General features: G+C 44.4%; 27 protein-coding genes. 14 read left to right on the top strand and 13 right to left on the bottom strand.

What is annotated here, in order from left to right; translation table 11 throughout:
- Nucleotides 1-427: 427 nt before the first annotated feature.
- Nucleotides 428-1,708 (top strand): serine--tRNA ligase, encoded by a 1,281-nt coding sequence (gene serS, locus QUB11_RS08685; RefSeq protein ID WP_333205942.1) that lies wholly within the window; start codon nt 428-430, stop codon nt 1,706-1,708.
- Between the two features lie 224 nt (nt 1,709-1,932).
- Here serS and QUB11_RS08690 read toward each other — a convergent pair whose 3' ends face one another.
- Nucleotides 1,933-2,949, bottom strand: coding sequence for a hypothetical protein (locus tag QUB11_RS08690; protein ID WP_333205941.1), 1,017 nt, complete (start codon nt 2,947-2,949; stop codon nt 1,933-1,935).
- Between the two features lie 246 nt (nt 2,950-3,195).
- Here QUB11_RS08690 and QUB11_RS08695 point away from each other — a divergent pair, with 246 nt between their 5' ends.
- Together QUB11_RS08695 and QUB11_RS08700 are read left to right on the top strand one after the other, a co-directional pair.
- On the top strand, nt 3,196-5,064 hold the full coding sequence (locus QUB11_RS08695) for a 3-oxoacyl-[acyl-carrier-protein] synthase III C-terminal domain-containing protein (protein WP_333205940.1): 1,869 nt from the start codon (nt 3,196-3,198) through the stop codon (nt 5,062-5,064).
- The gene (locus QUB11_RS08700; RefSeq protein ID WP_333205939.1) at nt 5,064-5,993 is read left to right on the top strand and encodes a DUF6999 family protein; all 930 of its coding nucleotides are present in this window, start codon (nt 5,064-5,066) and stop codon (nt 5,991-5,993) included. The genes QUB11_RS08695 and QUB11_RS08700 overlap by 1 nt, the downstream gene beginning before the upstream one ends.
- 259 nt (nt 5,994-6,252) lie before the next feature.
- On the opposite strand, the gene QUB11_RS08705 is transcribed toward QUB11_RS08700, so the two are convergent.
- On the bottom strand, nt 6,253-6,390 hold the full coding sequence (locus tag QUB11_RS08705; RefSeq protein ID WP_333205938.1) for a hypothetical protein: 138 nt from the start codon (nt 6,388-6,390) through the stop codon (nt 6,253-6,255).
- Nucleotides 6,391-6,707: 317 nt separating this feature from the next.
- On the opposite strand from QUB11_RS08705, the gene msrA reads away from it, so the two are divergent.
- The 4 genes from msrA to QUB11_RS08725 all read left to right on the top strand — a co-directional run bounded on the left by msrA (nt 6,708) and on the right by QUB11_RS08725 (nt 8,890).
- A complete protein-coding gene (gene msrA, locus QUB11_RS08710; protein WP_333134197.1) occupies nt 6,708-7,361 on the top strand; it encodes a peptide-methionine (S)-S-oxide reductase MsrA in 654 nt (217 codons plus the stop codon).
- Nucleotides 7,362-7,487: 126 nt separating this feature from the next.
- Complete coding sequence (locus QUB11_RS08715) at nt 7,488-7,811, top strand: hypothetical protein (RefSeq protein WP_333205937.1); 324 nt, start codon at nt 7,488-7,490, stop codon at nt 7,809-7,811.
- Nucleotides 7,812-7,932: 121 nt separating this feature from the next.
- Entirely contained in the window at nt 7,933-8,274 is a 342-nt protein-coding gene (locus QUB11_RS08720) for a YtxH domain-containing protein (RefSeq protein ID WP_333205936.1), read from the top strand.
- Between the two features lie 37 nt (nt 8,275-8,311).
- On the top strand, nt 8,312-8,890 hold the full coding sequence (locus QUB11_RS08725) for a DUF948 domain-containing protein (protein WP_333205935.1): 579 nt from the start codon (nt 8,312-8,314) through the stop codon (nt 8,888-8,890).
- A gap of 14 nt (nt 8,891-8,904) precedes the next feature.
- Here the strand turns inward: QUB11_RS08725 and QUB11_RS08730 are convergent, their stop codons facing one another.
- The gene (locus QUB11_RS08730; RefSeq protein WP_333205934.1) at nt 8,905-9,741 is read right to left on the bottom strand and encodes an Rpn family recombination-promoting nuclease/putative transposase; all 837 of its coding nucleotides are present in this window, start codon (nt 9,739-9,741) and stop codon (nt 8,905-8,907) included.
- A 159-nt stretch (nt 9,742-9,900) separates the two neighbouring features.
- On the bottom strand, nt 9,901-10,401 hold the full coding sequence (locus QUB11_RS08735; protein WP_333205933.1) for a DNA-binding response regulator: 501 nt from the start codon (nt 10,399-10,401) through the stop codon (nt 9,901-9,903).
- Nucleotides 10,402-10,628: 227 nt separating this feature from the next.
- On the opposite strand from QUB11_RS08735, the gene QUB11_RS08740 reads away from it, so the two are divergent.
- Both QUB11_RS08740 and QUB11_RS08745 read left to right on the top strand, forming a co-directional pair.
- Nucleotides 10,629-10,844 carry a hypothetical protein gene (locus QUB11_RS08740; RefSeq protein ID WP_333205932.1) on the top strand — a complete coding sequence of 72 codons (216 nt, stop codon included), beginning with the start codon at nt 10,629-10,631 and terminating at the stop codon, nt 10,842-10,844.
- 312 nt (nt 10,845-11,156) lie between these two features.
- Nucleotides 11,157-13,511 carry a dynamin family protein gene (locus tag QUB11_RS08745; protein ID WP_333205931.1) on the top strand — a complete coding sequence of 785 codons (2,355 nt, stop codon included), beginning with the start codon at nt 11,157-11,159 and terminating at the stop codon, nt 13,509-13,511.
- A gap of 213 nt (nt 13,512-13,724) precedes the next feature.
- Here QUB11_RS08745 and QUB11_RS08750 read toward each other — a convergent pair whose 3' ends face one another.
- The 4 genes from QUB11_RS08750 to QUB11_RS08765 all read right to left on the bottom strand — a co-directional run bounded on the left by QUB11_RS08750 (nt 13,725) and on the right by QUB11_RS08765 (nt 15,340).
- Nucleotides 13,725-14,096: a XisI protein gene (locus QUB11_RS08750; protein WP_333205930.1), complete on the bottom strand. Its 372-nt coding sequence runs from the start codon at nt 14,094-14,096 to the stop codon at nt 13,725-13,727.
- Nucleotides 14,084-14,503, bottom strand: coding sequence for an element excision factor XisH family protein (locus QUB11_RS08755; protein ID WP_333205929.1), 420 nt, complete (start codon nt 14,501-14,503; stop codon nt 14,084-14,086). Before QUB11_RS08755 ends, QUB11_RS08750 begins: the two co-directional genes overlap by 13 nt.
- A gap of 241 nt (nt 14,504-14,744) precedes the next feature.
- Nucleotides 14,745-15,143, bottom strand: coding sequence for a type II toxin-antitoxin system VapC family toxin (vapC, locus tag QUB11_RS08760; protein WP_333144407.1), 399 nt, complete (start codon nt 15,141-15,143; stop codon nt 14,745-14,747).
- On the bottom strand, nt 15,140-15,340 hold the full coding sequence (locus QUB11_RS08765) for a type II toxin-antitoxin system VapB family antitoxin (RefSeq protein WP_333144406.1): 201 nt from the start codon (nt 15,338-15,340) through the stop codon (nt 15,140-15,142). The genes vapC and QUB11_RS08765 overlap by 4 nt, the downstream gene beginning before the upstream one ends.
- 436 nt (nt 15,341-15,776) lie before the next feature.
- Here QUB11_RS08765 and QUB11_RS08770 point away from each other — a divergent pair, with 436 nt between their 5' ends.
- Together QUB11_RS08770 and QUB11_RS08775 are read left to right on the top strand one after the other, a co-directional pair.
- Nucleotides 15,777-15,986: a BrnT family toxin gene (locus QUB11_RS08770; protein WP_333205928.1), complete on the top strand. Its 210-nt coding sequence runs from the start codon at nt 15,777-15,779 to the stop codon at nt 15,984-15,986.
- Nucleotides 15,987-16,172: 186 nt separating this feature from the next.
- On the top strand, nt 16,173-16,469 hold the full coding sequence (locus QUB11_RS08775; protein WP_333205927.1) for a hypothetical protein: 297 nt from the start codon (nt 16,173-16,175) through the stop codon (nt 16,467-16,469).
- Between the two features lie 119 nt (nt 16,470-16,588).
- On the opposite strand, the gene QUB11_RS08780 is transcribed toward QUB11_RS08775, so the two are convergent.
- Both QUB11_RS08780 and argB read right to left on the bottom strand, forming a co-directional pair.
- The gene (locus tag QUB11_RS08780; protein ID WP_333156511.1) at nt 16,589-16,852 is read right to left on the bottom strand and encodes a DUF4926 domain-containing protein; all 264 of its coding nucleotides are present in this window, start codon (nt 16,850-16,852) and stop codon (nt 16,589-16,591) included.
- A 163-nt stretch (nt 16,853-17,015) separates the two neighbouring features.
- Nucleotides 17,016-17,927: an acetylglutamate kinase gene (gene argB / locus QUB11_RS08785; protein WP_333079227.1), complete on the bottom strand. Its 912-nt coding sequence runs from the start codon at nt 17,925-17,927 to the stop codon at nt 17,016-17,018.
- Between the two features lie 246 nt (nt 17,928-18,173).
- On the opposite strand from argB, the gene QUB11_RS08790 reads away from it, so the two are divergent.
- Nucleotides 18,174-18,965: an HAD family hydrolase gene (locus QUB11_RS08790; protein WP_333205926.1), complete on the top strand. Its 792-nt coding sequence runs from the start codon at nt 18,174-18,176 to the stop codon at nt 18,963-18,965.
- 80 nt (nt 18,966-19,045) lie between these two features.
- On the opposite strand, the gene mreD is transcribed toward QUB11_RS08790, so the two are convergent.
- The 3 genes from mreD to QUB11_RS08805 form a co-directional block, all read right to left on the bottom strand.
- Nucleotides 19,046-19,612, bottom strand: coding sequence for a rod shape-determining protein MreD (gene mreD, locus QUB11_RS08795; protein ID WP_333205925.1), 567 nt, complete (start codon nt 19,610-19,612; stop codon nt 19,046-19,048).
- The gene (mreC, locus tag QUB11_RS08800; protein WP_333205924.1) at nt 19,612-20,415 is read right to left on the bottom strand and encodes a rod shape-determining protein MreC; all 804 of its coding nucleotides are present in this window, start codon (nt 20,413-20,415) and stop codon (nt 19,612-19,614) included. Before mreC ends, mreD begins: the two co-directional genes overlap by 1 nt.
- Nucleotides 20,416-20,506: 91 nt before the next feature.
- Entirely contained in the window at nt 20,507-21,514 is a 1,008-nt protein-coding gene (locus QUB11_RS08805; protein ID WP_006632285.1) for a rod shape-determining protein, read from the bottom strand.
- A gap of 330 nt (nt 21,515-21,844) precedes the next feature.
- On the opposite strand from QUB11_RS08805, the gene QUB11_RS08810 reads away from it, so the two are divergent.
- Together QUB11_RS08810 and QUB11_RS08815 are read left to right on the top strand one after the other, a co-directional pair.
- On the top strand, nt 21,845-22,204 hold the full coding sequence (locus QUB11_RS08810) for a single-stranded DNA-binding protein (RefSeq protein WP_333205922.1): 360 nt from the start codon (nt 21,845-21,847) through the stop codon (nt 22,202-22,204).
- Nucleotides 22,205-22,251: 47 nt separating this feature from the next.
- Nucleotides 22,252-22,773: a tetratricopeptide repeat protein gene (locus QUB11_RS08815; RefSeq protein ID WP_333205921.1), complete on the top strand. Its 522-nt coding sequence runs from the start codon at nt 22,252-22,254 to the stop codon at nt 22,771-22,773.
- Nucleotides 22,774-23,475 lie beyond the last annotated feature (702 nt).

The raw sequence follows: 23,475 nt of genomic DNA on the forward strand, positions 1-23,475 counted from the left end.
CCGTCCTTTTTGGACGGGCGGGACGCCCATCCCACAATAACAATTAAAATTGTAAGTTATTTAATTCGCGATCCTAACCTAGTCCAGGACGCAAAAACCCTGTTTCTTGACGTAATTGCCTCATTTGAGACGATAATCGCGAGAAACCGGGTTTTTTTAGACTGATAGTGCATTCAGGGCTTCAATTCCATGCCACACAACAAAAAAACCCCTACCATCGCTGGCTGGGGTAGAAAATTATCAGGGTGCATCTACTAATATTTGCAACTATAACATACATTTGTGGGGTGTCACCCTTCAGGGGTAACACCCAACGACGATTTTAGGTCAGAATAAATTATGATTTAATATGCCAATGATTAACAAAGCTTTTATATCATCTCGTTCTGTCCCAGCCGATCTAAAATTTAAGATTTAGAATAAATCTGTGCTAGACCTCAAATTAATCCGAGAAAACCCGCAAGCCGTGCAAGAAAGCCTCAACCTGCGCGGAGGTAACTATGAAATCGAGCCGATCGTCCAATTAGACAAACAGCAGCGGGAGTTGGAAGGCAAGCGATCGCAACTACAAGCCCGCAGCAACGAAATTGCCAAACTCATCGGTCAAAAAAGAAAATCGGGTTTACCCCTCGAATCTCCCGAAATTCAGGAACTGCAGGCAGAAGGCAACGCAGTCGGCACTGAATCGAACGAATTGCAAGCAGAGGAAAAAGACCTAAAAGCTCAAATAGAAGCTTTATTGCTACCGCTGCCAAACTTGCCGGGTTCCTCAACGCCGATCGGCAAAAATGAAGAGGAAAACGTCGAAATCCGGCGCTGGGGAGACGAATACATTCCCCAAAATTCCGGTATTTTGCCGCACTGGGAAATCGGCGAAAAATTAGGAATTCTCAACTTTGAACGGGCAGTAAAAATTGCTCAGCCCCGCTTTGTGAGCTTAATGGGAGCTGGTGCAGCCATGGAAAGAGCGATTATTCAATTCATGCTAGACCGCCACACAAAAGCCGGTTATGTAGAAGTAATTCCCCCATTTTTAGTTAACACAGAATCCCTCACTGCTACGGGTCAATTACCCAAATTTGCTGAAGAAAGTTTCAAGTGCGACCAAGATGATTTGTGGTTAATTCCTACTTCCGAAGTTCCGGTTGTCAATTTGTACAGAGGTGAAATTTTGACAGCCGAAGAGTTGCCAATTTATCACTGTTCTTACACTCCTTGTTTTCGCCGCGAAGCTGGCAGTTACGGCAAAGATACGAGGGGATTAATTCGATTGCACCAATTTAATAAAGTTGAATTGGTAAAACTTGTGCATCCGAGTACCTCCGAGGCAGAGCACGAAAAGTTAGTGCAGGATGCTGAGGGAGTTTTGCAGGCGCTGAAATTGCCTTATCGGGCGATCGCACTGTGTACCGGCGACTTAGGTTTCGCGGCCGCCAAAACCTACGATTTAGAGGTGTGGCTGCCATCGGCGGGCAAATACCGCGAGATTTCGAGTTGTTCCAACGTGGCAGATTTTCAGGCGCGGCGGGCAAATATTCGCTTTAAAGAAGCGGGTAAAAAAGGCACTCAATTCGTTCACGCCCTCAATGGTTCCGGTTTAGCTGTGGGCCGGACAATGGCGGCAATTTTGGAGAATTACCAGCAGCCAGACGGAACTGTAAAAGTGCCGGAAGCCTTACAACCCTATTTGGGGCGGGAAGTTTTATAGACAAGATGATTCGGCGATTAACTGGTTGCCCAGGCTCTGCCTGGGAACCGAAGTACAGAGGCTCTGCCTCGCTTGCTTGCGAAAATTGGAGGCAGAGCCTGTGGAGCTGCGTTACCAGGCTCTGCCTGGTAACGAGTAGAATATCCTCCTTATTTCTTAGTCCGCGTAGGCGGACTTTGTTTGAGAAGGAGCGGTTTCAACCGCCGAATCATCGCCGAATCATCTTACAGTTTAACTAATGCTTCCTTGATATCCAACGCTAAAAATCTATCCAATGCTAGATACATCCAATAAACAGATAATTGACTATCGCTGCTAGTCTTCTGAAATCCCAAAGCCAGGGACTGTTTTTCGTACATGGGGTGAATCATCAGGGTGTACAAGTCGCAAAGATTGGGAAAATCTGTTTGCATTTCGCCTAAAACTTTTTGTGCGTCTTCGAGAAAAGCAATGCGGTATTCTGACAAATACTGCGGATCGATCATCCAACTGCGGACAAATACTGACTGGCAATTTTGATCTCCTGGTAGCGCCATCTTGAAAGGATCGATATCGGAAATAGAACTTAAATGAAGGCTTTTGCTAGGAGCGTTAAAAAAATTGACTTCTGATTCGCTAGCTGTGGGATAAAGTAAGTAAAACCCGACTGGATTGAGATTATCTGAGCGGCGCAAAACTCGCATTCCCTTTGAGTATTTATCGGCCAAAAGCCGCAGGATTTTAGCAATTTTGTGGGGAACGGCGTTAGTGTTGCGGTTCATCCAGTTGTAATTGGTAGCTAATAAATTGGCAACGATAATTGCGTCGCACCGAGGGTTGAAATCATCTAATTCGAGTTGTACAGGCTTTTGAGGTTCGGCGGTTTCTAAAATTTCTGAAACTGGTTGAATTTGAATTGCCGTAGCGTTACCATCAAAGTGTTTTGCGATTAATCCGAGTGCTGCTAATTTATCTAACATCATTCCGGCGGCGCGATCGCTCCCGCGATCGGAATCGCAGTAAAATAGTTCGGCGGCTTCCCGGTGAGTGCACTGCACTTCTGTTGCTGGCACTTCCAGTTTCGCCAGCGGTGGTTTGAGACGGGGCTGGCTTTCCTGAAGCTGTTTCACCGATAAGTAAACCCAAAGCCTGATAAAGCATTCAGCCCTAGTGCGAGTTACGCCTACTCGTTTCATCAACAGCGAAACAACCGTGCGGCGTTGAGAAGGAGAATACCAAGTATCTAGTTTTGCAATATCCATTTCAGTCGGGAAGCTGCGAAGGAACTCTAGTTACATATTGGCTCAATTACATAAAACTTCACCCCGCTTCAGGTAACTTGTTGTCGCTGTTGCTCAACTTGCCTGATTTCCGGCGACTCTACAAGATAGCTGCTTCCTCCTTGCAACTTCACTGCTTCCCAAAGCACAATCAATTTTAGATGTTTTCTGGCTTGATTTAAGAAACCAACGCACCCGACTAAATTAGCAACTTTGGAGGTTTACGCCATGTACAGTGCTTATATCAATCGGATTGGAAAATTTTTGCCGGGAGAACCGATTAATAATGATGATATGGAAGAATATCTTGGCAAAATTGCCTCGCGCCCTTCGAGAGTCAGGCAGCGAATTCTCAACAGCAACGGGATTCAACAGCGCTACTACGCGATCGACAAACAGCAGCAAACACTATATTCTAACAGCCAAATGGCAGCGTTTGCCGTCCGTGACGCGATTTCTCAGTCAAATCTGGAACCAGGGGCGATCGACTTATTGGCCTGCGCTACTACTTTACCAGATTTATTAGTACCGGGATTTGCCAGCACAGTACATGGGGAACTTTCCGAATTATCTCCCCTAGAAATAGTCTCAACTCAAGGAGTTTGCTGTGCCGGAGTTAGTGCTTTAAATTACGCCGCCTCTCAAATCGAACTCGGCAAAAAACAAACCGCCATTGCCGTCGCTTCCGAATTTCCCTCGCGCCTGTTCAAAAACACCAAATTTGAAACAGAGACTTCACTGCAAGCGGGAAAAATCCTGCCTTTCGATACAGAATTTCTCCGCTGGATGCTCTCCGACGGTGCCGGAGCATTGTTGCTCCAAAACCATCCCAGCGCAACAGGAATTAGTTTAAAAATAGAATGGATTGAACTCGTTTCTCACGCCAATGCTTATCCTGTTTGTATGTATTCAGGATTAGCCAACGAAACATCCACTAAAAGCTGGCTGGATTATTCCTCCTACCTCGATGCAGCCACAGCAGGAGCTTTTGACTTGCGGCAAAATATTCGCTTGCTGGACAATGTAATGAAATTAGGCGTTGAAGGTTGGCTGCGGTTGATTAAAGCCGGGAGAGTTTGTCCGCAGGAAATCGACTGGCTGCTGTGCCACTATTCGTCTCACTTTTTCCGGGGGCAAATTGTAGAACTTCTGGAACAAGCAGGCTGCATGATTCCTGAAGAAAAATGGTTTACCAACTTATACACACGGGGAAATACAGGCTGCGCCTCGATTTATTTAATGTTAGAGGAATTGTTCAATTCGGGCAAGTTGCAGCCGGGACAGAAAATCTTTTGTTTTGTCCCGGAAAGCGGGCGCTTTACAACGGCATATATGATGTTAACTGCTGTGGAAAATACCCATAAGCCTATGATTTCTCAATTCTCTAACTTTCATGAGGTTCCGGAAGCTTCGCCTCTCGAAAGCGTTAAACCCGAACACCCCAACTCTCCGCAAGCTTATTTGTTGCGGGAGTTAGCCTGGATTTGGCTGAAGTTCGAGCGCGAAATTCGTTCTGTTCCTATTGTCCGCAAATTGTACCGCGGAGAGTTTACAATAGAAGATTATCAAGCTTTGCTGTGCAATCTCCGGCCGCAAGTTGTAGAGGGAGCTCGCTGGATTGCTCGCGCTGCTTCTAACATGAGTGACTTTCGCCTGCGATCGACTTTTATCGGCCATGCCCAAGACGAACATCGCGACTATCAAATGCTAGAACAAAATTATGTTTCTGTGGGCGGTGAATTGGCAAAAATTGTGGAATATGATAAGAATATTGGCAGCGAAGCGCTATCAGCTTTTATCTTTCACCAAGCATCGCGGGACAATCCGGTTGATTTAATTGGCAGTATGTTTATTATCGAAGGTTTGGGCAATCAGTTGGCGGGAAAGTGGGCAAGACAAATTCAAGAAACTCTCGGTTTGCAATCAGAACAAGTATCGTTTTTAGCTTATCACGGATCGAATGACGAGTCGCATTTAGCCAAACTGGAAAATTTGATTAATGCCGAATGGATGACAGATGATATTGCCCGTCGCATTGTCAAAACCGCTCGCGTTACTGCTCGTTTATATTTGCTGCAATTGGAGGAAATAGGCTAATGCAAAAGCTGCAAAAACAAGATACCGAAAATCTCCCAGATGAGCGAAAAATTCCTTACGCTACTAAACCCTACAACCGCCGAGATCCGAATGTTTGGGATGTGCTGTTTTGCGATCGATCTATTCCCGTCGATTTAGTGGCAAAAGCCTACATGATCCGGGATTTGCAAAACTGGACTCGCAGTTATTTGCTGATTCCGATCAAAGTAATTGCTAACTTGTTGCTGGCGGTAATTATGACAACAAAGCGCCTGTTGCCATTTCAATTCCGCGCTTACACTTTAATGCACAAATCGGCTGCATTTTTCCTAAATAATTTTGTATCGCCAGAAGCTTGTTATTTAATTGTCCGACACATCTGCATCGGCTCCAACATTATCAACTTCTTGATTGACAACGGCCCCGACACCCAGATAGAAAAGTCAAAGCTTTATCCGCGCACTGTTAGCGATTTAGCTGAGAATGCGTTTCTCGAACACGACTTAATTCTCTATAACTTTGTCTGGGATTACAACCAGGCAATGCTGACAAATCCTAACTGGTTGCAAGTCGTCAAAAAACGGGGAATAAATTATGATAGCATTCAACCTGTAGAAGTTGCCATAGATTTTGAAAAACGCAGATGGCTAAACATTCTGGATTTAGAATCGGCGATCGAATTGTTTAAAGTTTTTTATTCTTTGTGTTTGACTAGCGACGAATTTGCGCGAGCAGTGATGTCGCTTCAGTTAGATGAAAACTTCGGAGTGTACGTCAGCGAGATTATCGGAAATTGCGACTGGAATCATGTAATTGTCAATCGCCATCCGCTAGCGCCAAACAGTCCGTTTAATGCGGCACGCGACTTGTTTTTGCACGGGATAGTTTCGGAATATCTCTATCGGTATTTGGAACTGCAAAAAGAGATGAAATTAACTCCGATTAAATAACCATAAATACCCGTAGGGGCGGGTTTTACCAATAATATTTAAGAAGCGCAAACAATCTAGATAAACCCGCCCCCACACAATGAATAATCTACATCAACGCTGTCTGTGAACGAATGGAAAAAATGTACATTTGGATTGTTCGTCTTGGGAGGGCGGGTTTGTCAGATTATTCGTTTCCGACATAGATGGTTGGTAAAACCCGCCCCTACGCAATCTGAAATTATAGTTGATTTTTCAGGTATAAAATTAAGAGGAAAACTCAAGCGGCTGCTAGCTGTGCTTGTTCTGCGGCTTGGGGCAAATTTTGACTTACGACAATCCACTTGCCTGTAATTGGGTCGCGGTAAGTAATAAACGGATTAGATTTTAAAGGTTGACTGCAAGGTTTAGCGGCCATTTCTACACACTCCCAATAAATGGTATTGAATAACTACTACAACACCATACCTTTAATAATCGGCTGTTTTGCCTAAAATCCGCGTGATTTATACCTCAACAATAAGTGATATTTTAAGTATGTTTTGGTGACGTAGAACACTCCCTAATGTGATTTAAAACTAAGTTAGCAGTGAGCAATATCACCAAAAACCTTCCGTAAAAAAAATCGGCCTTCTGGTTTTTAGCTTCTACCTTTAAGAGGGCCACTATTTTCAGTATACATCTGATATTATTAAGTAAGGTAAAGACGTTTATCAGAGATCCCCTCACAAACTTATGGTGCTATTTGGATTTGGCAAAAAGTCGAGCCTGCCCTCTCCCCAAGAGGCATTACCGGGACGGGCAGAGTCGATGTCGGTACCGGCAAGTCACTTTGTTAACGGCAATCCGCTCAAACCTCCCTTTCCAAACGGCATGGAGACTGCCTTGTTTGGCCTGGGCTGTTTTTGGGGAGCAGAACGCAAATTTTGGCAACAAAATGGAGTTTTTTCGACGGCTGTTGGCTACGCGGCGGGGATTACTCCGAATCCTACTTACAACGAAGTTTGCAGCGGGATGACGGGACACAATGAAGTAGTTCTGGTTGTGTTCGATCCGAAAGTAATTAGTTACGAAACGCTGCTCAAAGTTTTTTGGGAAAGTCACAATCCTACTCAAGGAATGCGTCAGGGCAATGATTCGGGTACTCAGTATCGATCGGGAATTTACACATATTCAGCCAGCCAAAAGCAGCTAGCTGAAGCTTCGCGCGATGCCTACCAGCAGGCTTTGACTCCGGCCGGTTATGGCAAGATTACTACTGAAATTATTGATGCTCCTGAGTTTTATTACGCAGAAAGCTATCATCAGCAGTATCTTGCTAAAAACCCGAACGGTTATTGCGGCTTGGGCGGTACTAAGGTTTGTTTGCCTGCCATGTCTCAGGCTTAAAACTTTTACAAGGGGTATCTTGGGGCTGTTGCAGTCCGGCAGTCCGGCAGGGGTTTAAACCCCTGCCTCAAAGCTTAAGTCGTCTGAAGACGACTGACAGGTTATTGAGATGGTGAAAGGGATTAGTTGAAAGCAGGTAAAATAATGCTGGCTGGTGTGGTAATTATCAATTTAATGATATCTCTTGTCTGTTTTTATATCGCTGCGAAGGTGGGGAAAATTAGGCGGACGATCGCACGTTTGGAACTTCGGATCGCAGCAATCGAACGCTGTAGCAGCAATGTCCTCAGTACGTCGCCGGATTTCCTTGGTAAAAGGCAGCAAGGTACTCGCCAACTGCGACGGCGTTATCAACAACTAGAATTGCAACTGCAACAGGTTCAGCAACTTTTGGGATTGCTGGGTTTGGGACGGATGCTTTGGCCCAGGCGCGATCGACGTTTGAGGTAAGCTATCCTAAAACTGCCGCCCGTGCTAACTCCGTAGGATTTTCAACAATATTTCTACCTTTGTAAAGGGCTGCGATCGGGCAAACGCCCCTAAAATTGGTGTATGGAGAGAAGTTATAAAAATGTCAACTAAACGTTCAGGATTATTTATTGGCGGTTTGCTTGTGGGTTCTGCGATCGGGGCCGTGACTGGCTTGCTGATGGCACCGCGACCGGGCAAGGAGACGCGGCAGATATTGAAAAAATCGGCCGATGCTTTGCCGGAGTTGGCGGAGGATTTATCGACTAGCGTGCAGTTGCAGGCCGATCGACTTTCTGAAACTGCAATCCGAAATTGGGACGAAACTTTGATTAGACTCAAAGAGGCGATCGCGGCCGGTTTGGAAGCGACTCAGCGGGAACGCCAAACACTGGCGGAAACTGAAGCTGAAGTGAGTCCCCCGTCGCGCCCTCCCATCCGCTAAATGGCATGAAATTCTCAACCCCCAATCCGAGATTCAAGTGAGTGATCCCATATTTTGGCTAGGACTTTCGATTTTGCTAGTGGCAGTTAGCCTGACTGCTGTTTTAGTGACTTTAATACCTGCAGTGCAAGCGCTGGCCCGGGCGGCCCGCAGCGTGGAAAAGCTCGCTGACACGCTTTCTCGCGAATTTCCGCCCACTTTGGAGGCGATTCGGTTGACGGGGCTGGAAATTAGCGAGTTGACGGATGATGTCAGCGAGGGAGTACAAAGTGCGGGCGAGGTTGTCAAACAGGTCGATCGAAGTATTGGTAGCGCCAAAAAGCAGGCGCAAAATGTGCAGGTAACTACTCGCAGCCTGGTGACTGGGGTTAAGGCTGCTTGGAAAACTTTAACTCGGAAGCCGCCGATTTCTGGGACAAATCGCCGATCGACAGATAGATTGTCGCCGAGTCAAAGAAGTGCGATTTCGCTGAGGGATTCGGGTTTGGAGGATAGGTATTCTGGGGTTTACGGTGCGGGTGCGAGTAATGGGGAATCGCCACGGTTGAGGGGTAGCGAGGGTTCGGGTTTGCCGGGGGATGCTGAAGAGTTTGAGGAAGTGTCGAAGGATTCTTGATAGTCGATCGCTTTTTACCTGGCTTGTTTCAACTTTTGAATTTCCTCCATACTCAATCCTGTTGTTTGACTAATTGTTGCTTCATCTAACACATCCAGAAGTCCTTTGGCAATGTCGATCGCTTTTGCTTTCACAGCCTGCTTCACAGCTTTAATAGTAGCATTCCGCTGGTCTTGTATGTAAATTTCCTGATGTTCTAAATCTTCCAACTCTTCGCGGGTTAAATCGGCGCGATTGGCAACTTCAAAAGCTTTCTGAATTGCTTGGACTTCTCCCATTTGTTCCGGTACAACTTCTAAACTTTTGGCATTTTTCAGAAAATATATCCACTTATCGGTTAGAGTTTCTAATTCTTCTAATTTTTTGCCAAATTTCGGTAATTCAACAAACACTAACTCGATATCGTAAATTAGATAGTCAACCAGATAATCTCTTTCTTTGAGGACAAAGCGGGAAATTACTTTGTCGAGATTGGGAAACATTTCAAAGTCAGTAATAGTTAAGGCAATTACCGGATTGAGTAGCGTGTAATCTACTCCCGTGTCTAGTTGAATCGAATAAGCTTTAGCAGCATTGTACAAGATCCGCTTTTCAAAGCCTTCTACATTCAATACCTGCATTTTGATAATGACTGTTGGCTCGTTATTCAGCTTGGCTCGGATATCTAAGTAAGTATCTTTAACTCCTCTAATTTTGGGAGGTTGATAGGGATTGAGGATTTCTAAAGATTCGATCGCCGAATTACCTTGGTAGAGGATGGCGTTGAGAAAACTGATGAGGATTTCTTTGTTTTGTTCGTCGCCGAAGATTTTTTTCAATGCCAAATCTGTTTTGGGATTGATAAATCTCATTTTTAAAACCTCCCATGTGAAGGAATCGCTCTGGATTATAATTATACCATTTATACTGTTTGGTTGAGGGTATGATTAGAGCGCAAAGCTTTTCTATAAGATTGGTGGTTGAGGGGCGAGATCCCTTCAGTTAGATTAGTTATAGGGGCGATCGCCCATCTAATCCTCTTTATCCAAATCTTCTTTTTTCGGAGTTTCTGAAGTTGAGGGGAATTCTAGTCGAATGTTGATATCAATTGATACTGTACTTTCTTTAAAACCTATATTAACTATCTTTATTAATGCTTCTGTAGGTACAGAATTATTTATTTTAAATTCAGGAGAAGACTGAGTTTTATATCCGGCTTCCTGTAGCCGATCGCAAATATTGCGCCAATTTCCTACAGGTTCGTTAGGTACATCTGCGAGTTTTTTAACATATTGGTATAAAGTTTTACATAAATAAACCTCTGCACTTTTGGAACTCTGAAACAGTTGGCGGGCGATTTCGGCGGGACTGCAACCGGAAAGCAATCCTCGCAGGTAGAGTTTTTCTGTTTCTGTGAGTCCCCTGCGCGATCGAGGAGAGATTTGCCGTTTAGCTTCTGCAAAAGCTTGGTACAGCCTTTCTAAGTCCCAGTGTTTGGCGGCTTCGGCAAATAAGTCTTCTTTTGATGCCATTGTCGGGTGTGTTGAGATGTGGCTAACGATAGCATAACCGAAATTGCTAGCGTTTGTTAGTTGTTTGCTAACAATAGGTAGTCTAGTATTAAATTACCGACTCATCATCTAAGTGCAAATACTTAGAAAAGCGGGAAAGTGCGATCGTGATATTTCAAATTTTGCCTGTTTAGTTAACTTTCGTTAGTCAAAAAGTTAGTTTTTGTTCCTTACACTGAGGTATTTCAATGGCTAAAGGTGATGAAATAGCGAAAGCGGCAGGTTCCGCTGCTGCGGGTGCTGCTGCGGGTGCTGGTGTGGTAGCTGCTACAGGTTTGACGGCAGTTGGTGCCGTTGGCGGAGGTGCTGGTATTGGTGCTGCTGCTGGGCCCGTTGGTATAGCCGTAGGTGCATTAGCAGGTTTGGCATTTTACGGGATTAGCAAGGCTTTTTCTGACGACTAAACATTGACTCGCGCCAGGGACTTCAGTTTGCACCATTGTCAATAACGGGCAAGATGCCCGTTCCACAAAGAGTGAATTTCTTGTGGGATGGGCATCCTGCCCGTCCCTTCCACAAAGAGTGAATTTCTTGTGGGATGGGCATCCTGCCCGTCCGTTCCACAAAGAGTGAATTTTTCGTGGGATGGGCATCCTGCCCGTCCCTAAAAGGCTTATTGAGAATGGTGCAATACCTCAGTTAAAACCGACTGGAAACGCTCAGGCAATTATCTTTGTGTCTGTTCTCATATTTTATTCAATCAAGATTATTAACTTATGTCTTCTCAAGAATTTCAAGCAGCATACACCAGCATTGACAGTACAGGCACTTTCCTCTTAAAATATCTCAAAGAATTCCGTGACGGACTCCGCATTCAGGGAGATGAAAGTCAAGGACTACAAAGCATTGAAGATGAAATCAACAAAGCTTTAAAGGCTTTGCAAGATCAGAAGTATCAAGTAGCCGTCATAGCAGCAATGAAAGCTGGCAAAAGCACCTTCTTAAATTCTATCATCGGTGCTGATGTACTGGCGAGTGAAACGGCCGCCTGTACTATCTGCCGCACAGATGTCCGACACATTAAACCAGGCGAAACTCCTAAACTTTTAGAGTATCGAGAAGGACAAAAGAAACCAGTCATTCTTGTTGAGGGTGGCGCTGGCGAAATTCAGCAAAAATTCCTGCAGCGTACCCGTGAAATCCGAGAACAAGGCAATCCTGATAACACTACACGCTTTGAGATAGAGCATCCGATTGAAGCAATTAGCCAATTATCTTCTCTCACAGGCTTTACCTTAGTTGATACTCCCGGCCCTAATGAGTGGGAGTCTGCAAACTTCAACATAAATGAACTGAAGCAGACAGCACTAGAAGCACTGCGAACCTGCAATGCCATCCTGTTTATTTTAAACTACGCTTCCTACAAAGATAATGCAGTGGCTGATTTGTTTAAGGATGTAGTTGAAAATCGTAAGGATTTTATAGCTGAGAACACGGGAAAAATTTACTTTATTTTGAATAAAGTTGACCAAAAAACAGAGAGAGACAAAGAAATTGTTGATGTCATTAAAGATTTAGAGCGAGAGTTAGTTGGCTTTGGCTTTTGCAATCCAGTTATTTACCCTGCTAGTTCTCGACAAGGACTTTTAGCGAAACTGATTCAGCAAGGAAAAGCAACTGAAAAGGAGATAAAAGATTTTGAGGATTTCTTTAGTGCCAAATATGCTGAGAGAGATGAAAAAGGTAGGAGAGTAATTCCTTTACCTGAAGAGATTGCACCAAGAGCTTTGCAAGATAGCGGTATTCCGAGCATTCAAGAAACAGTCATTCAAAGGATTACGCAAAATTCAGGCTGGAATCTATTGAGTGAGGTTGTGGCAGAACTTGATAAAGCTGCTAAGGCAATTGAGGATACTCAGAATACACAGATTAGGGGTTGGGAAATAGGAATTGAAGCCCTAAAAGAAAAAGTAGAAGACTACAGAAGACGTTCGGAGAATGCGAGGGCGAACATTGAATCTGTAAAGAAAACTGTAGAGGAACAGAAGCAAACACTAATCAAAGGATTTAGTCAAGGCATTACCACATTTGCTAATGAGGCTAAAGCTCAGATAGCCAGTGAGATAGATAAAATTGCAAAGTCTCGTTCCGCCAACTCTCCAAAGCCAAAAAAAACTCAACAAAGTCGTCAACTACCACCAGCAACATCTGATAATATAGGCTGGGGACAAAGAGTAGGAGACATGGGAGAAGCCGTATTAGAATTAATCCCTGGCTTTGGTCAAAGCCTAGGGAGAGTCTTTAAGTTAGGTGCATCCTTGTTGGATATACTGGGTGAGTCTATTCCACAAGCTTTCAGTACCTCTGCCTCTGAACAGATTGTTGATAGTGAAGAGTTCGATCCGTGCATTATCCGGTGTAAAACGAAGGCAGAAGCTGGGAAAATTGTTGAAACTATCAATGAGTTTTGTGCGCCACACATTCATAATTGGTGGATAGATACTCAAGATGAGCTTGTTCGAGATGGAACAAATATTCGCAAAGAGTTAGCCAAAATAATTCAAAAAGATATCCAAAAAATCTCAGATGAACTGTCTGCTTATCTGGGCGATGCTTTGCAGGTGAAACTAAACATCAACCCGATTCAATTTCCCAGCTTTGATTTTCCCGGAATTGATGCACGGATTAAAGATGTCCAATTAGCAGTAGTTGTCGGAACTAGCAAGAAAGAAACAGGGAGAAAAAGTCGCTGTTGCAATTCAGATGAAGTCTATCATGCTGATGTTCCTGTAACGGAAAATCGCTCCTTCTTTGAAGTTGATTTACGCCAAACATTAGATTCGATCAACCGCAAAATAGATGAGCAGACAGCTAGAAATAAAAAACTGTTAGAGCGAGTCATTGGAAAACAGGTGGAAGCTGATTTCCGAAGTGCAGAACGGCAAATCAATGATTATATCAACAGGTTTCAGAATGACTTCGATCGCGTTTTGAAGGAACGGGAAACGAAAGAAGCAGAAGCGCCGGAAATTCTAGCTCGTCTTGAGTATCAAAAAGCCAAGCTTATTGAGTACCTCAGCCAATTAAGTTCGATTCGGGAATCTCTCAATAGTTGGAAGCCAGTTAAGTAAAGTTAGAGAAAGTACGATCGCCCTTATTGTCCCAAAGTGCGATCGTCCGTCTCTTGTCCCAAATCCATCCTTCGCTGCTACTTTAGCTTGCGTAAGTCAGGCAAGTCGGTATCTAGGAGGACTCGTCAAAGCTCGATCGCCCTTATTGTCCGAAAGTGCGATCGCCCTTTTCCTCCAAATAACCAAAAGGGCGATCGCTCTTCCCCTGCAAATTTAACCCACTTGCAATAATTCTTGAGACTGTATGGAATTTGGTACGCCATAAGCTGTATAAGCTCTTACTTCTGGCGGTTGAAGTCCTAAAACAATTAACTTAGGGGGAATGCCCGCTGCTACTAATTCTTCAGCGATCGAGCGATCGGTATTATTGGCTTGAATCCAAACTTGACCGTCGATAATATCCATGTGTATAACACAATCGTGAATTCTTCTCCCCTGAAACCATCCCATTGATAGTAACATATACCGATCGTTCTCTAAATCGAAAATTACTTGACTTTGTACCTCAATTTCAGAAGCAAAAAACCCTGAGTATTCAGTGAGAATCCCTTTAACAATCTGGCGGCAATCTACTAGGGTATCCATTTAACAATCTCCTCTATTTGTGGATTAAAAACAATCAACTTCAAATGATTATCGACCAATAAAAGATCGGCAAACTTATCTTCAATAAAAAGCTCCTCAAAAGACATCGCAGGTATGGCAAGATAGAGCGTTCTTTCCGGTTCAGTTTGTTCTAAAATTTTCTGATAAAGAATGTATTGTCCCAAAGCCTTCTCTAAATCTAAAATTTTAGAGTCACTGATAAAACTTTTAACTTCAACAGCTATCTTAGACTGATTATTTTCAGCGCCAATCAGTTTTTCTGCTCCGATATCTACAAATAGTTTTCGCTTAGCCCATTTCAATAACAACGGGTCATGAGTAACTTTCCAGCCAGCTTTAACAAGTGCCTGTTTCACAACTGGATGATAGTAATCTTTGGCTGACACTCTTGCTCCTTTTAAACGCTTTCGGACGATGCTTTAAGTATAGCAAAGAAATTACCGACATTACTACCAATGACCCGAAAGATGAATCTTTAGCTTGCGTAAGCCAGTTTGTCGGCATCTATGAGGACTCGTCAAAGCTCGATCGCCCTTTCCTTCCCAAAGTGCGATCGGCCCTCGGACATCTCAAATCCCAAAGTGCGATCGGCATCTCTAAGTTAAGATATAAACTGAGAAATTACCCTCATAGCAATACAACAGGAATGTGCGATCGGAAATTCTCAAAATCTTTATCAGTAGTGAAAATGCTGTAACCACGACGATGAGCAACGGCACATAACAGAAAATCAGTATTTGAACCCTGAATGCCATTACTGCGACAGGTATTGAAAAACTCTGCGGCTAACTCATAATCTTCAGTTGTTAGCTCTAAATCAGGAAAAGCACGAAGATACTCTTGTAATCGAATAAACTGTTCCTTGTAGCGCACCCCAGAAAGCACCTCCTGACGAATAGCCCCCAGTAAAACAACTCGTCCATCTGCAATCAAATCGCGTAGGACTTTAACGATCGCGATCGCATCATTTGTTGTGTTACGCCGCAAAGCCAGCGACCAAACCGAACTATCAACAAGAACATTCATGTTGTTTGTCGCTGTTGCTTGTAGTTATAATCTTCCTCGTATTCAATAGTACCAAACAATTCTAATATTTTTAATTGTTTGCGACGTTGGATGTACTCGCGTAAAGCTGCTTCGATTAATGTAGTAGGTGTTTGATGGTTACTCAAATCAAGGGCTTCTTGAAGAAGAGTTTTGTCAATTTCGAGCGTAGTTACCATGTATTTTCCTCGTGCAAGTAGGGTATCACGTAATTGCCACCGAACAAGGCTGTAATTTTAGTGTAGCACTGAAACTCTATCAATGGGCGATCGCTTTCTGCAATTAGTTCGCGGGAGAATGAAAGGCCTGTTTAGCTTGCGTAAGTCAGGCAAGTCGGCATTTATGAGAACTGCTCAAAGCTCGATCGCGATTTGGAAGTTTTGATTGCAGCCGGCATCCCGCGTCATTTATTTAAAATACTGACTTCCAACGATGACATCGATTTGAAGCCTGTAACGCAATACCTCAAAGCAGTCTCATAATGTCTTGAGTGTAGCGCAATTGTTCTTTTTCCGAAAGTGCGTGAAGCGGAGCTATCCCGTAGGGAATCGTCCTTATTGTCCGAAAGTGCGATCGCTCTTATTTAAATAATGTTAATATCGAAGCCTGGATAGTGTGTACAGACTTCAAGGCGTTGAGTTTGAATGGGACACAAACAAATTTCAGATTAACCTAGAAAAGCATGGCGTTAGCTTTGAAGAAGCCGCAGAAGTTTTCTTCGATCCATTCTATCAGGAGGGAGATGCAACGGCTAATGACGAACAGCGTAACTTTATCCTCGGTTACTCCCGCACTCAACGCCTATTACTGGTTGTTTATGTATAGCGATCCTAAATGATTCACAAAATTTGTAGGGGTAGTGCCCCTGTGCCTACCCCAGATAGAGAGGGGCAACCACGGGGGGATTGCCCCTACCAGAATTATACAAATGATTTAGGATCGCTATAGAACGCAGCTTGCGAATACGCATCATTTCTTCCCGTCCTGCTACCCGCACTAAAAGGAAATTCTATGAACAATTCTGAAGAAGAAATAAAATTGCAATTGCGACCTCGTACAGCGGAAATAGTCTCGCTAAACATTCCAATAGATACTTTAGCATCACTTCAGAAAATAGCGGCGAATCGAGATATGTCTGTAGAAGCATTGCTTAAGTTTTATATAGGGCAAGGCTTACGGGAAGACTTAGCTAAAGTTTTTTCGGAACGCTTGCTGGACAAAACTGCTCAAGTTTTGGCTAGACACCTAGAGTCAGCCGAAGAAATATCAACTATTATTCGAGAAATTCAAGCTGAAACTGCACGTTAAATGATGGCGCGATTTAAGTGCAAAACTAAAAGGCGATCGCCCTTATTTTCCGAAAGTGCGTGAAGCGCAGCTATCCCGTAGGGAATCGCCCTTATCTAACTTCTATTCTCCTCACATTACTAAGCAACTGCAAGTTCATATTGCAGAACTAAAATTTCATCAGCTTTCAACATAGCCATAGCATATTCACTCCCTTGACTATCAGCAAACTCCACCAAATACTGACATTCCTTTCCCATATCATACACTTCAATAATAGTTCCCACAAGTCCAACTGGCAAACTAGAAATAAAGGCGTATTCTGGTTCCACTAGCGCTAATCGCGTATTTGAAATCGGCTTAAGAATCGCAACAGAATCCAAAACTCTAAAGTGTTTGCTCATAGTTTAAGAAAAGCTGAAATTCAACAACGGTTAGAATTAGTTAAAGTAATTTCCCAAAAGTACCTTCTAAAGGTTGGTAGGGGCAGGTTTAGTTAGGATATACGCGATCGCAGCGAGTTTACCCATTTCACGCACCCGCCCTCCCCACGCTAGGATTTACGCCTTACTTAGGCCTTAAGTTCGCGCTGCTAAACTCAGAAGCAACAATCATCGACCCAATCCCCGCATCCGTAAATATTTCTTGCAGCAAAGCATGAGGAATTCGACCGTCAATAATGTGAGCACCCTTCACACCCTGAGCTAAACTCCGCACACAACAATTAACTTTCGGAATCATCCCCCCAGACACAACTCCCGACTCAACCAACTCTCTTGCTTCTTGAATATCTAACTTAGCAATCAGACTCTCTGGCTTGTGATAATCCTCTAAAATTCCCGCAGTATCAGTCATCAAAATCAACTTTTCTGCTCCCAAACCAGCCGCGATTTCTCCCGCCACCGTGTCAGCATTAATGTTGTAAGATTGACCTTTTTCATCCGCCGCCACGCTCGACACCACCGGAATATAACCGCTGTTCACCAAAGACTCCAAAATCTGGATTTTCACGCCGCTGACTTCACCAACAAATCCAATTCCTTCCCGGCCATCTGGACGAGCTTGAATCAGATTGGCATCCTTGCCACACAATCCCACTGCTTTGCCGCCAGCTTGGTTGATTAAGGAAACAATTTCCTTATTTACTTTCCCCACCAAAACCATTTCTACAACTTCCATTGTCGCCGCATCAGTCACTCTCAAACCATCCTTGAATTGCGGCTCAATTCCCAGTTTTTCCAGCCAAATATTAATTTCCGGGCCGCCGCCGTGAACCACAACCGGACGCATCCCCACGCAAGCTAGCAGCACAATATCCCGAACCACCTTGTCTTTGAGATTGCTATCTTTCATCGCCGCACCGCCATATTTGACCACTATGGTGCGACCGGCAAAGTGTTGAATGTAAGGCAGTGCTTCGGACAGCACCTCTACTCGATTAGTGTCCGAATTCCTAACAAAATCGCTTTGTTTGAGCATGGGTAAATTACACAAGACTAAAAACTTAATTCTAAACTTTAATGGCTAAAGCACATATCAACAGCCACAAAAATCACTTTTTCCCTTGAATTTATCCACGCACAGGCTCTCTGGCCCTTATTGAACCCCATCCTCAAAAAATTCATAGGTTTTTTTAATAAAAGCATTAAAATTTATGTATTATAACTTATACATTTTTTGCTACAGTCAAGAAATGTATAACTCCCTAGATTTACTTAACGTTTTATGTTAACTGCTGTCGCCCAAGACTCCGAAAACCTTCAGTACAAGCTACCATCAGAGGCTGACTCGTCCCCCCGGATGACGGTATTTTGCGATTTAGACGGGCCCATAGTCGATGTGTCCGATCGCTACTATGCCACCTATCAACAAGGATTAGCCGACACTCAAGCAGCTTATCTCGATCGGGGAATCAACCTCAACCTTCAAATACTCAGCAAACAGCAGTTTTGGCAAATGAAACAAAACCGAGTGCCCGATGCTGAAATCGCCAAAAGTTCCGGCTTGTCGGGAGAAGAAATTCACGTTTTTCTCGGATGCGTCAGTCAGATTGTCAATCAGCCAGACTTGTTGCACTTAGATCGTATCCAGCCGGGAGTGCAATGGGCGATCGGACTTCTGCACTCCCGGGGCGTGCGGCTGATTTTAGTCACCCTGCGGCCGAGAAATCAAGCCGTTCAACTGTTACAAAATTACGGTTTAGCCAGACTGTTTACCAGCATTCGCGGAACTCAGATGGCGGATGCCGCCTATCACAACTATACAGCCTTAAAAACTGAATTGTTGGCTGAAGTTGCAGAAGAATTTGAGTCATCGCTGGGTTCGGCTTGGATGATCGGAGATACAGAAGCAGACATCCTCGCAGGAAAAGCATTAGGAATACCTACAATTGCCGTTACCTGCGGAATTCGCAGCCGCTATCAACTCCAAAAGCACCAGCCTAATTTCATTCTCACCGACTTGATTATTGCCGTTCATCACTTATTAGGTTCGCGCCAACAAGTCATAGTAGAATGACTCCAGTTAACTGTTGACTGTTAACTGTTAACTGTTAACTGTTGACTAATGACTAATGACTAATGACTAATGACTAATGACTAAGACTTTTCTAAATTCCTGGTCATTTCCCACAAGCGATTGAGGGGAAAATAAATCACCGGAGCCCAAAGACTGCTAAGAATAGCAGAACACAAAGCCACTCGCTGGTGATAGCTCCAAATTTCCAGTAAACCCCGATCGCCCATAGAAAAAAATTGCAGCCCCATCACCGTTTCCGCTACCACTGCCATCCCAAACACAATTAACGCGATCGGAATCGGATCTCTCTCAACAATATCTACCGGAATCGACCAGGTTTTCTGCAAAACAACTGTTAAGACTCCTACAACAACTAGACTCACAGCGTGGCTGGGATGAGGAGCCGTCATCGCATCTTGAAGAAACCCCAAAACCAAGCCCATGCTAGCAGCTCCCCAAACTGTACGTTTCCGCTTAATACTCCAAGCTACCAACCAAATTAACAGCCAGTTAGGCCCAATTCCCAACAATTCCATTCCCGGCATCCGAGTGGGCAATATCAGTATGCACAGCATCACAGATAGAAATGTAACGGCGAAATTGAGAAATTGGCGCGATCGCGAAGACATCCGAGATAAAGCTTTCATTATTGCTGTGCTCCCTCAGATGCTGCTGAAGATTGACTCGGCGAATCCTTCGGTTCGGCTTGCTTAGAGTGGGGGTAAACCACCGCCCACTCCAGAGCATTCATCGGTGCAGAAAACTCAACCACAGCCTCTGGAGCCGGAGTTTTATTCATATCCACCGAAACCACTTTTCCCACCGGCAAACCAGGAGGGAACAACTGACTGTAAGAAGAAGTTGAAACCACATCCCCAGGCTTGACATTGGGAACATTCTCAAAAAACTCCATCACCGCCTGATTTCCGCCTTTCCCGCGCATAAAACCCATGTGACGACTGCGGGTAATTCCCACACCCAATTGACTCGTAGCGTCGCTAACTAACAGCACCAAGCTAGTATTAGGAGTAACGCTGACAACCCTGCCTACTAAACCGCCCGGACTCATCACAGTAAAATCTGTTTTGATGCCATCGTTACTGCCGCGCCCCAAGGTTACTTGCTGCCACCAGTGGTCGGCGCTGCGACCCACAATAGGAGCTACAATCCCTGCTGGTTTCTTAGCCGACACGTAACCTAAAAGCTCTTTTAGCTTCTGATTTTGATTGTCTAATTCTAATACCTGCGCTTGCAATTCTTGAGTGCGCGCTGAGATGAGTTCCTCTTGCGCTGATCCGTTGGCGTGAAACGGACGAGTCACCCAATTGTAAACTTCAAATACTGCCGCACCTTGTGTTTGTCGAACTCCCCAAGCGGCAGTTACAGCGAAACCTAGAAGAGCAATTTGCAGCCGCAGATCCCACCACTTTCGGAATGTATTTTTTAGCATAATTTCACTAATCTAAAATTGTTAAGTCAGGATTTTAGATTTGAGATTGCAGCCGTATTTATTTCTAAATCCACAATCCCAAATTTGTTAACTACATATTACGCGACGACTGCCCGCTGAAAACCCGTTCCAACTGTTTGTTTTCCAATACTCTACCAGTTCCCAAAACCACGCAGCACAGAGGATCGGCTGCCACGTGAGTGACAATTCCTGTTTCGTGACTGATCAGAGTATCTAAACCTTTCATCAGCGCGCCACCACCAGCCAGCATAATTCCCCTGTCAATAATATCTGCTGCTAATTCCGGCGGGGTGCGTTCCAAAGTACGCTTGACAGCTTCCACAATTACTGAAAGCGGTTCCGACATACTTTCGCGAATTTCTGGGCCCTTGATAGTAACAGTTCGCGGCAAACCCGACAGTAAGTGCAAGCCCCGCACTTCCATCATTACATCGTCATCCTCTGGAGTTGGATATGCAGAACCAACCTGAATCTTAATTTCTTCAGCAGTGCGTTCGCCGATGACCAAATTGTGAACTTTTTTCATGTATTGGACGATCGCCTCATTGAGTTCATCGCCGGCTACCCGCACAGACTCACTGATCACCGTACCTTGCAAACTCAAAACCGCAACTTCCGTAGTACCTCCACCTATATCTATAATCATATTGCCAGTCGCCTCAGCAACAGGCAGTCCAGCCCCGATCGCCGCCGCGATGGGTTCATCAATTAACCGTACTTCTCTAGCACCGGCCTGAGTCGCCGCCTCAATGACAGCACGCCTCTCGACTCCGGTGACACCGCTGGGGATGCCAATAATGATCCGTGGCGAAACTAAGCTTCGGCCTTCGTGAACCCTGCGGATAAAAGTCTTGAGCATTAGTTCTGCCGTATCGAAGTCTGCAATTACCCCGTCGCGAAGCGGGCGCAGTGCTATGACATTCCCTGGCGTGCGGCCGAGCATTTTTTTGGCTTCTTCTCCAACAGCCAGCGGTATTTTTAAATCTTGGTCGATCGCCACTACAGAAGGTTCCTGCAGAACAATACCTTTGCCCGATACATAAACGAGCGTGTTAGCAGTACCGAGGTCGATACCCATATCTCTAGATAACGAAAATCGATTGAGAAGACCCACTGATTCGTACCCCCCCCAAAAACTAAAATACTATTGTGTGCAATAATGTTGTTACAAAAGTGTAACCGAGGTGGATTCTATTACGTTTTTCATCCTGAGTCTAGTCAGAAATGTACATTGTCGAGCTCAGGTTGAGCGCAGACTTGCCAATCATCCACCATCAATATGTTCTCCTAACTCGGTGTACAATCAGGATGAAGCCTCACAAGCGTTGTTCCAAGTTCAGTTTGGAGGCTAATGCCCGTATGGACTGTTTAACTACATCACCGATCGACCACATTCCCAAAAAAGTTTATGAGTCTTAATGTTGTGCATTTAGTAGGCCGCGTCGGCGGCGACCCGGACGTAAAATATTTTGAGTCGGGTACAGTTCTGTGCAAGTTGACGCTGGCAGTGAATCGCAGAACCAAGAACAGCGATCAGCCAGACTGGTTCAATCTGGAAATCTGGGGCAAAACAGCGCAAGTCGCTGCTGACTACGTTCGCAAAGGCTCTCAAATTGGAGTAACAGGCTCTTTGAAGTTCGATCGCTGGCAAGACCGCAGTACAGGAGCTAATCGCTCGCTACCTATAATTAGAGTAGACCAGTTAGACTTGCTGGGTTCCAAACGCGACAACGAGTCGGGTATGTCGCAACACAACAGCGAATTCTAGTGTTTGGGGAATTTGGGAAGTAATATTTGTGAATTGGGTGGGTGCTCGTGACTTCAGAAAAGTTAGAAATTGTTCAAACTGAGTACCAAGCTGGGCAAGTAGCTTTTGAGAGTGGCCGGTATGCTCAAGCTGTGCAGAGTTTAGAAACAGCTACCGGTTTAGTCGATCGAAATTCCCGGTTGGGCGGTGAGGTGCAGATGTGGTTAGTGACCGCCTACGAAGCCTCTGGCAATACAGAAAAGGCGATCGAGCTTTGCCGTGCGCTCACCCGCCATCCCCGCCAAGAAACCCGCCAGCAAGCAAAGCGCTTGCTGTTCATTCTCGAAGCTCCCAAACTCACTATCCCTCCTGAATGGATGGTGAAAATCCCTGATTTGGCAGCTTTAGATGAAAATCAATCAATTAATTTTCAAGCTAATCCGAACGCTGATATCAAGTACGCTAAACCCAAGCCAGCCGTAGAGGAACCTGTAGATTTGAGTCAGGTTAATACGAAAGATAATAGGTTTATCTGGGTGGCGTTAATTGCAACAATTGTAACTTTTTGTTGTTTAGTATGGCTAAGTTAGTCATAATTAAATTTATAGAAGGGATAGCCGATTCATCAGGTACGGTAACAGCAGCTTTTCAACCAGTTTGTTAGATGTTACTGACTCCAAGATCCTCTATTTATCTGCCATCTGCTATAGGTTAAACGCAACCTTTGTAACAGGGTAAACGCATCTAATTTTTAAATTCCCATATATAGCGTTTGAGCAGAGACAAAAGCGCTACACGTGGATAAATCGTTCTCAATAAACAACAATAAAGCCGAGTCCGCAGTGCTAAAACCCCTCGTTATTGACAAGATGCGTTTACCCTGCTGCCGTGCGCTTGCGGTGCAACTATTATCGCTCGCCTGCAACTAGAGCGAGTGAACAACTTATTGATAATGATAATCGCTGGTGGTGGAGAGTCCGCAGACGGCGGACTTTCGCACTCTTACTCCTTGTTTGATTATCATTATTATTATTATTTAATAATATATCTACCCAAAGGGGTATTGACAAAATCTACTCCTTTTTAAAATTTTACCAAGGCTCCTTGACAGACTAGGAGATATTTGCTAGAGTTTCACAAGTAGCATTAGCAATTACGAAGTAAACGAGTTGAGTATTTGTTCAGTCTGACCTCAAAGCTCACGGTTGTAGATTAATATTGTTATTTTCCTGTAAGTTTCGATATTTTTCAACGTAACTTCTGATCCGAGTGTGTTAGCAAAACACTACTTC

The organism is Microcoleus sp. B6-A1 (genome assembly GCF_036705085.1).
In the GTDB taxonomy this organism is placed as follows: Bacteria; Cyanobacteriota; Cyanobacteriia; order Cyanobacteriales; family Microcoleaceae; genus Microcoleus.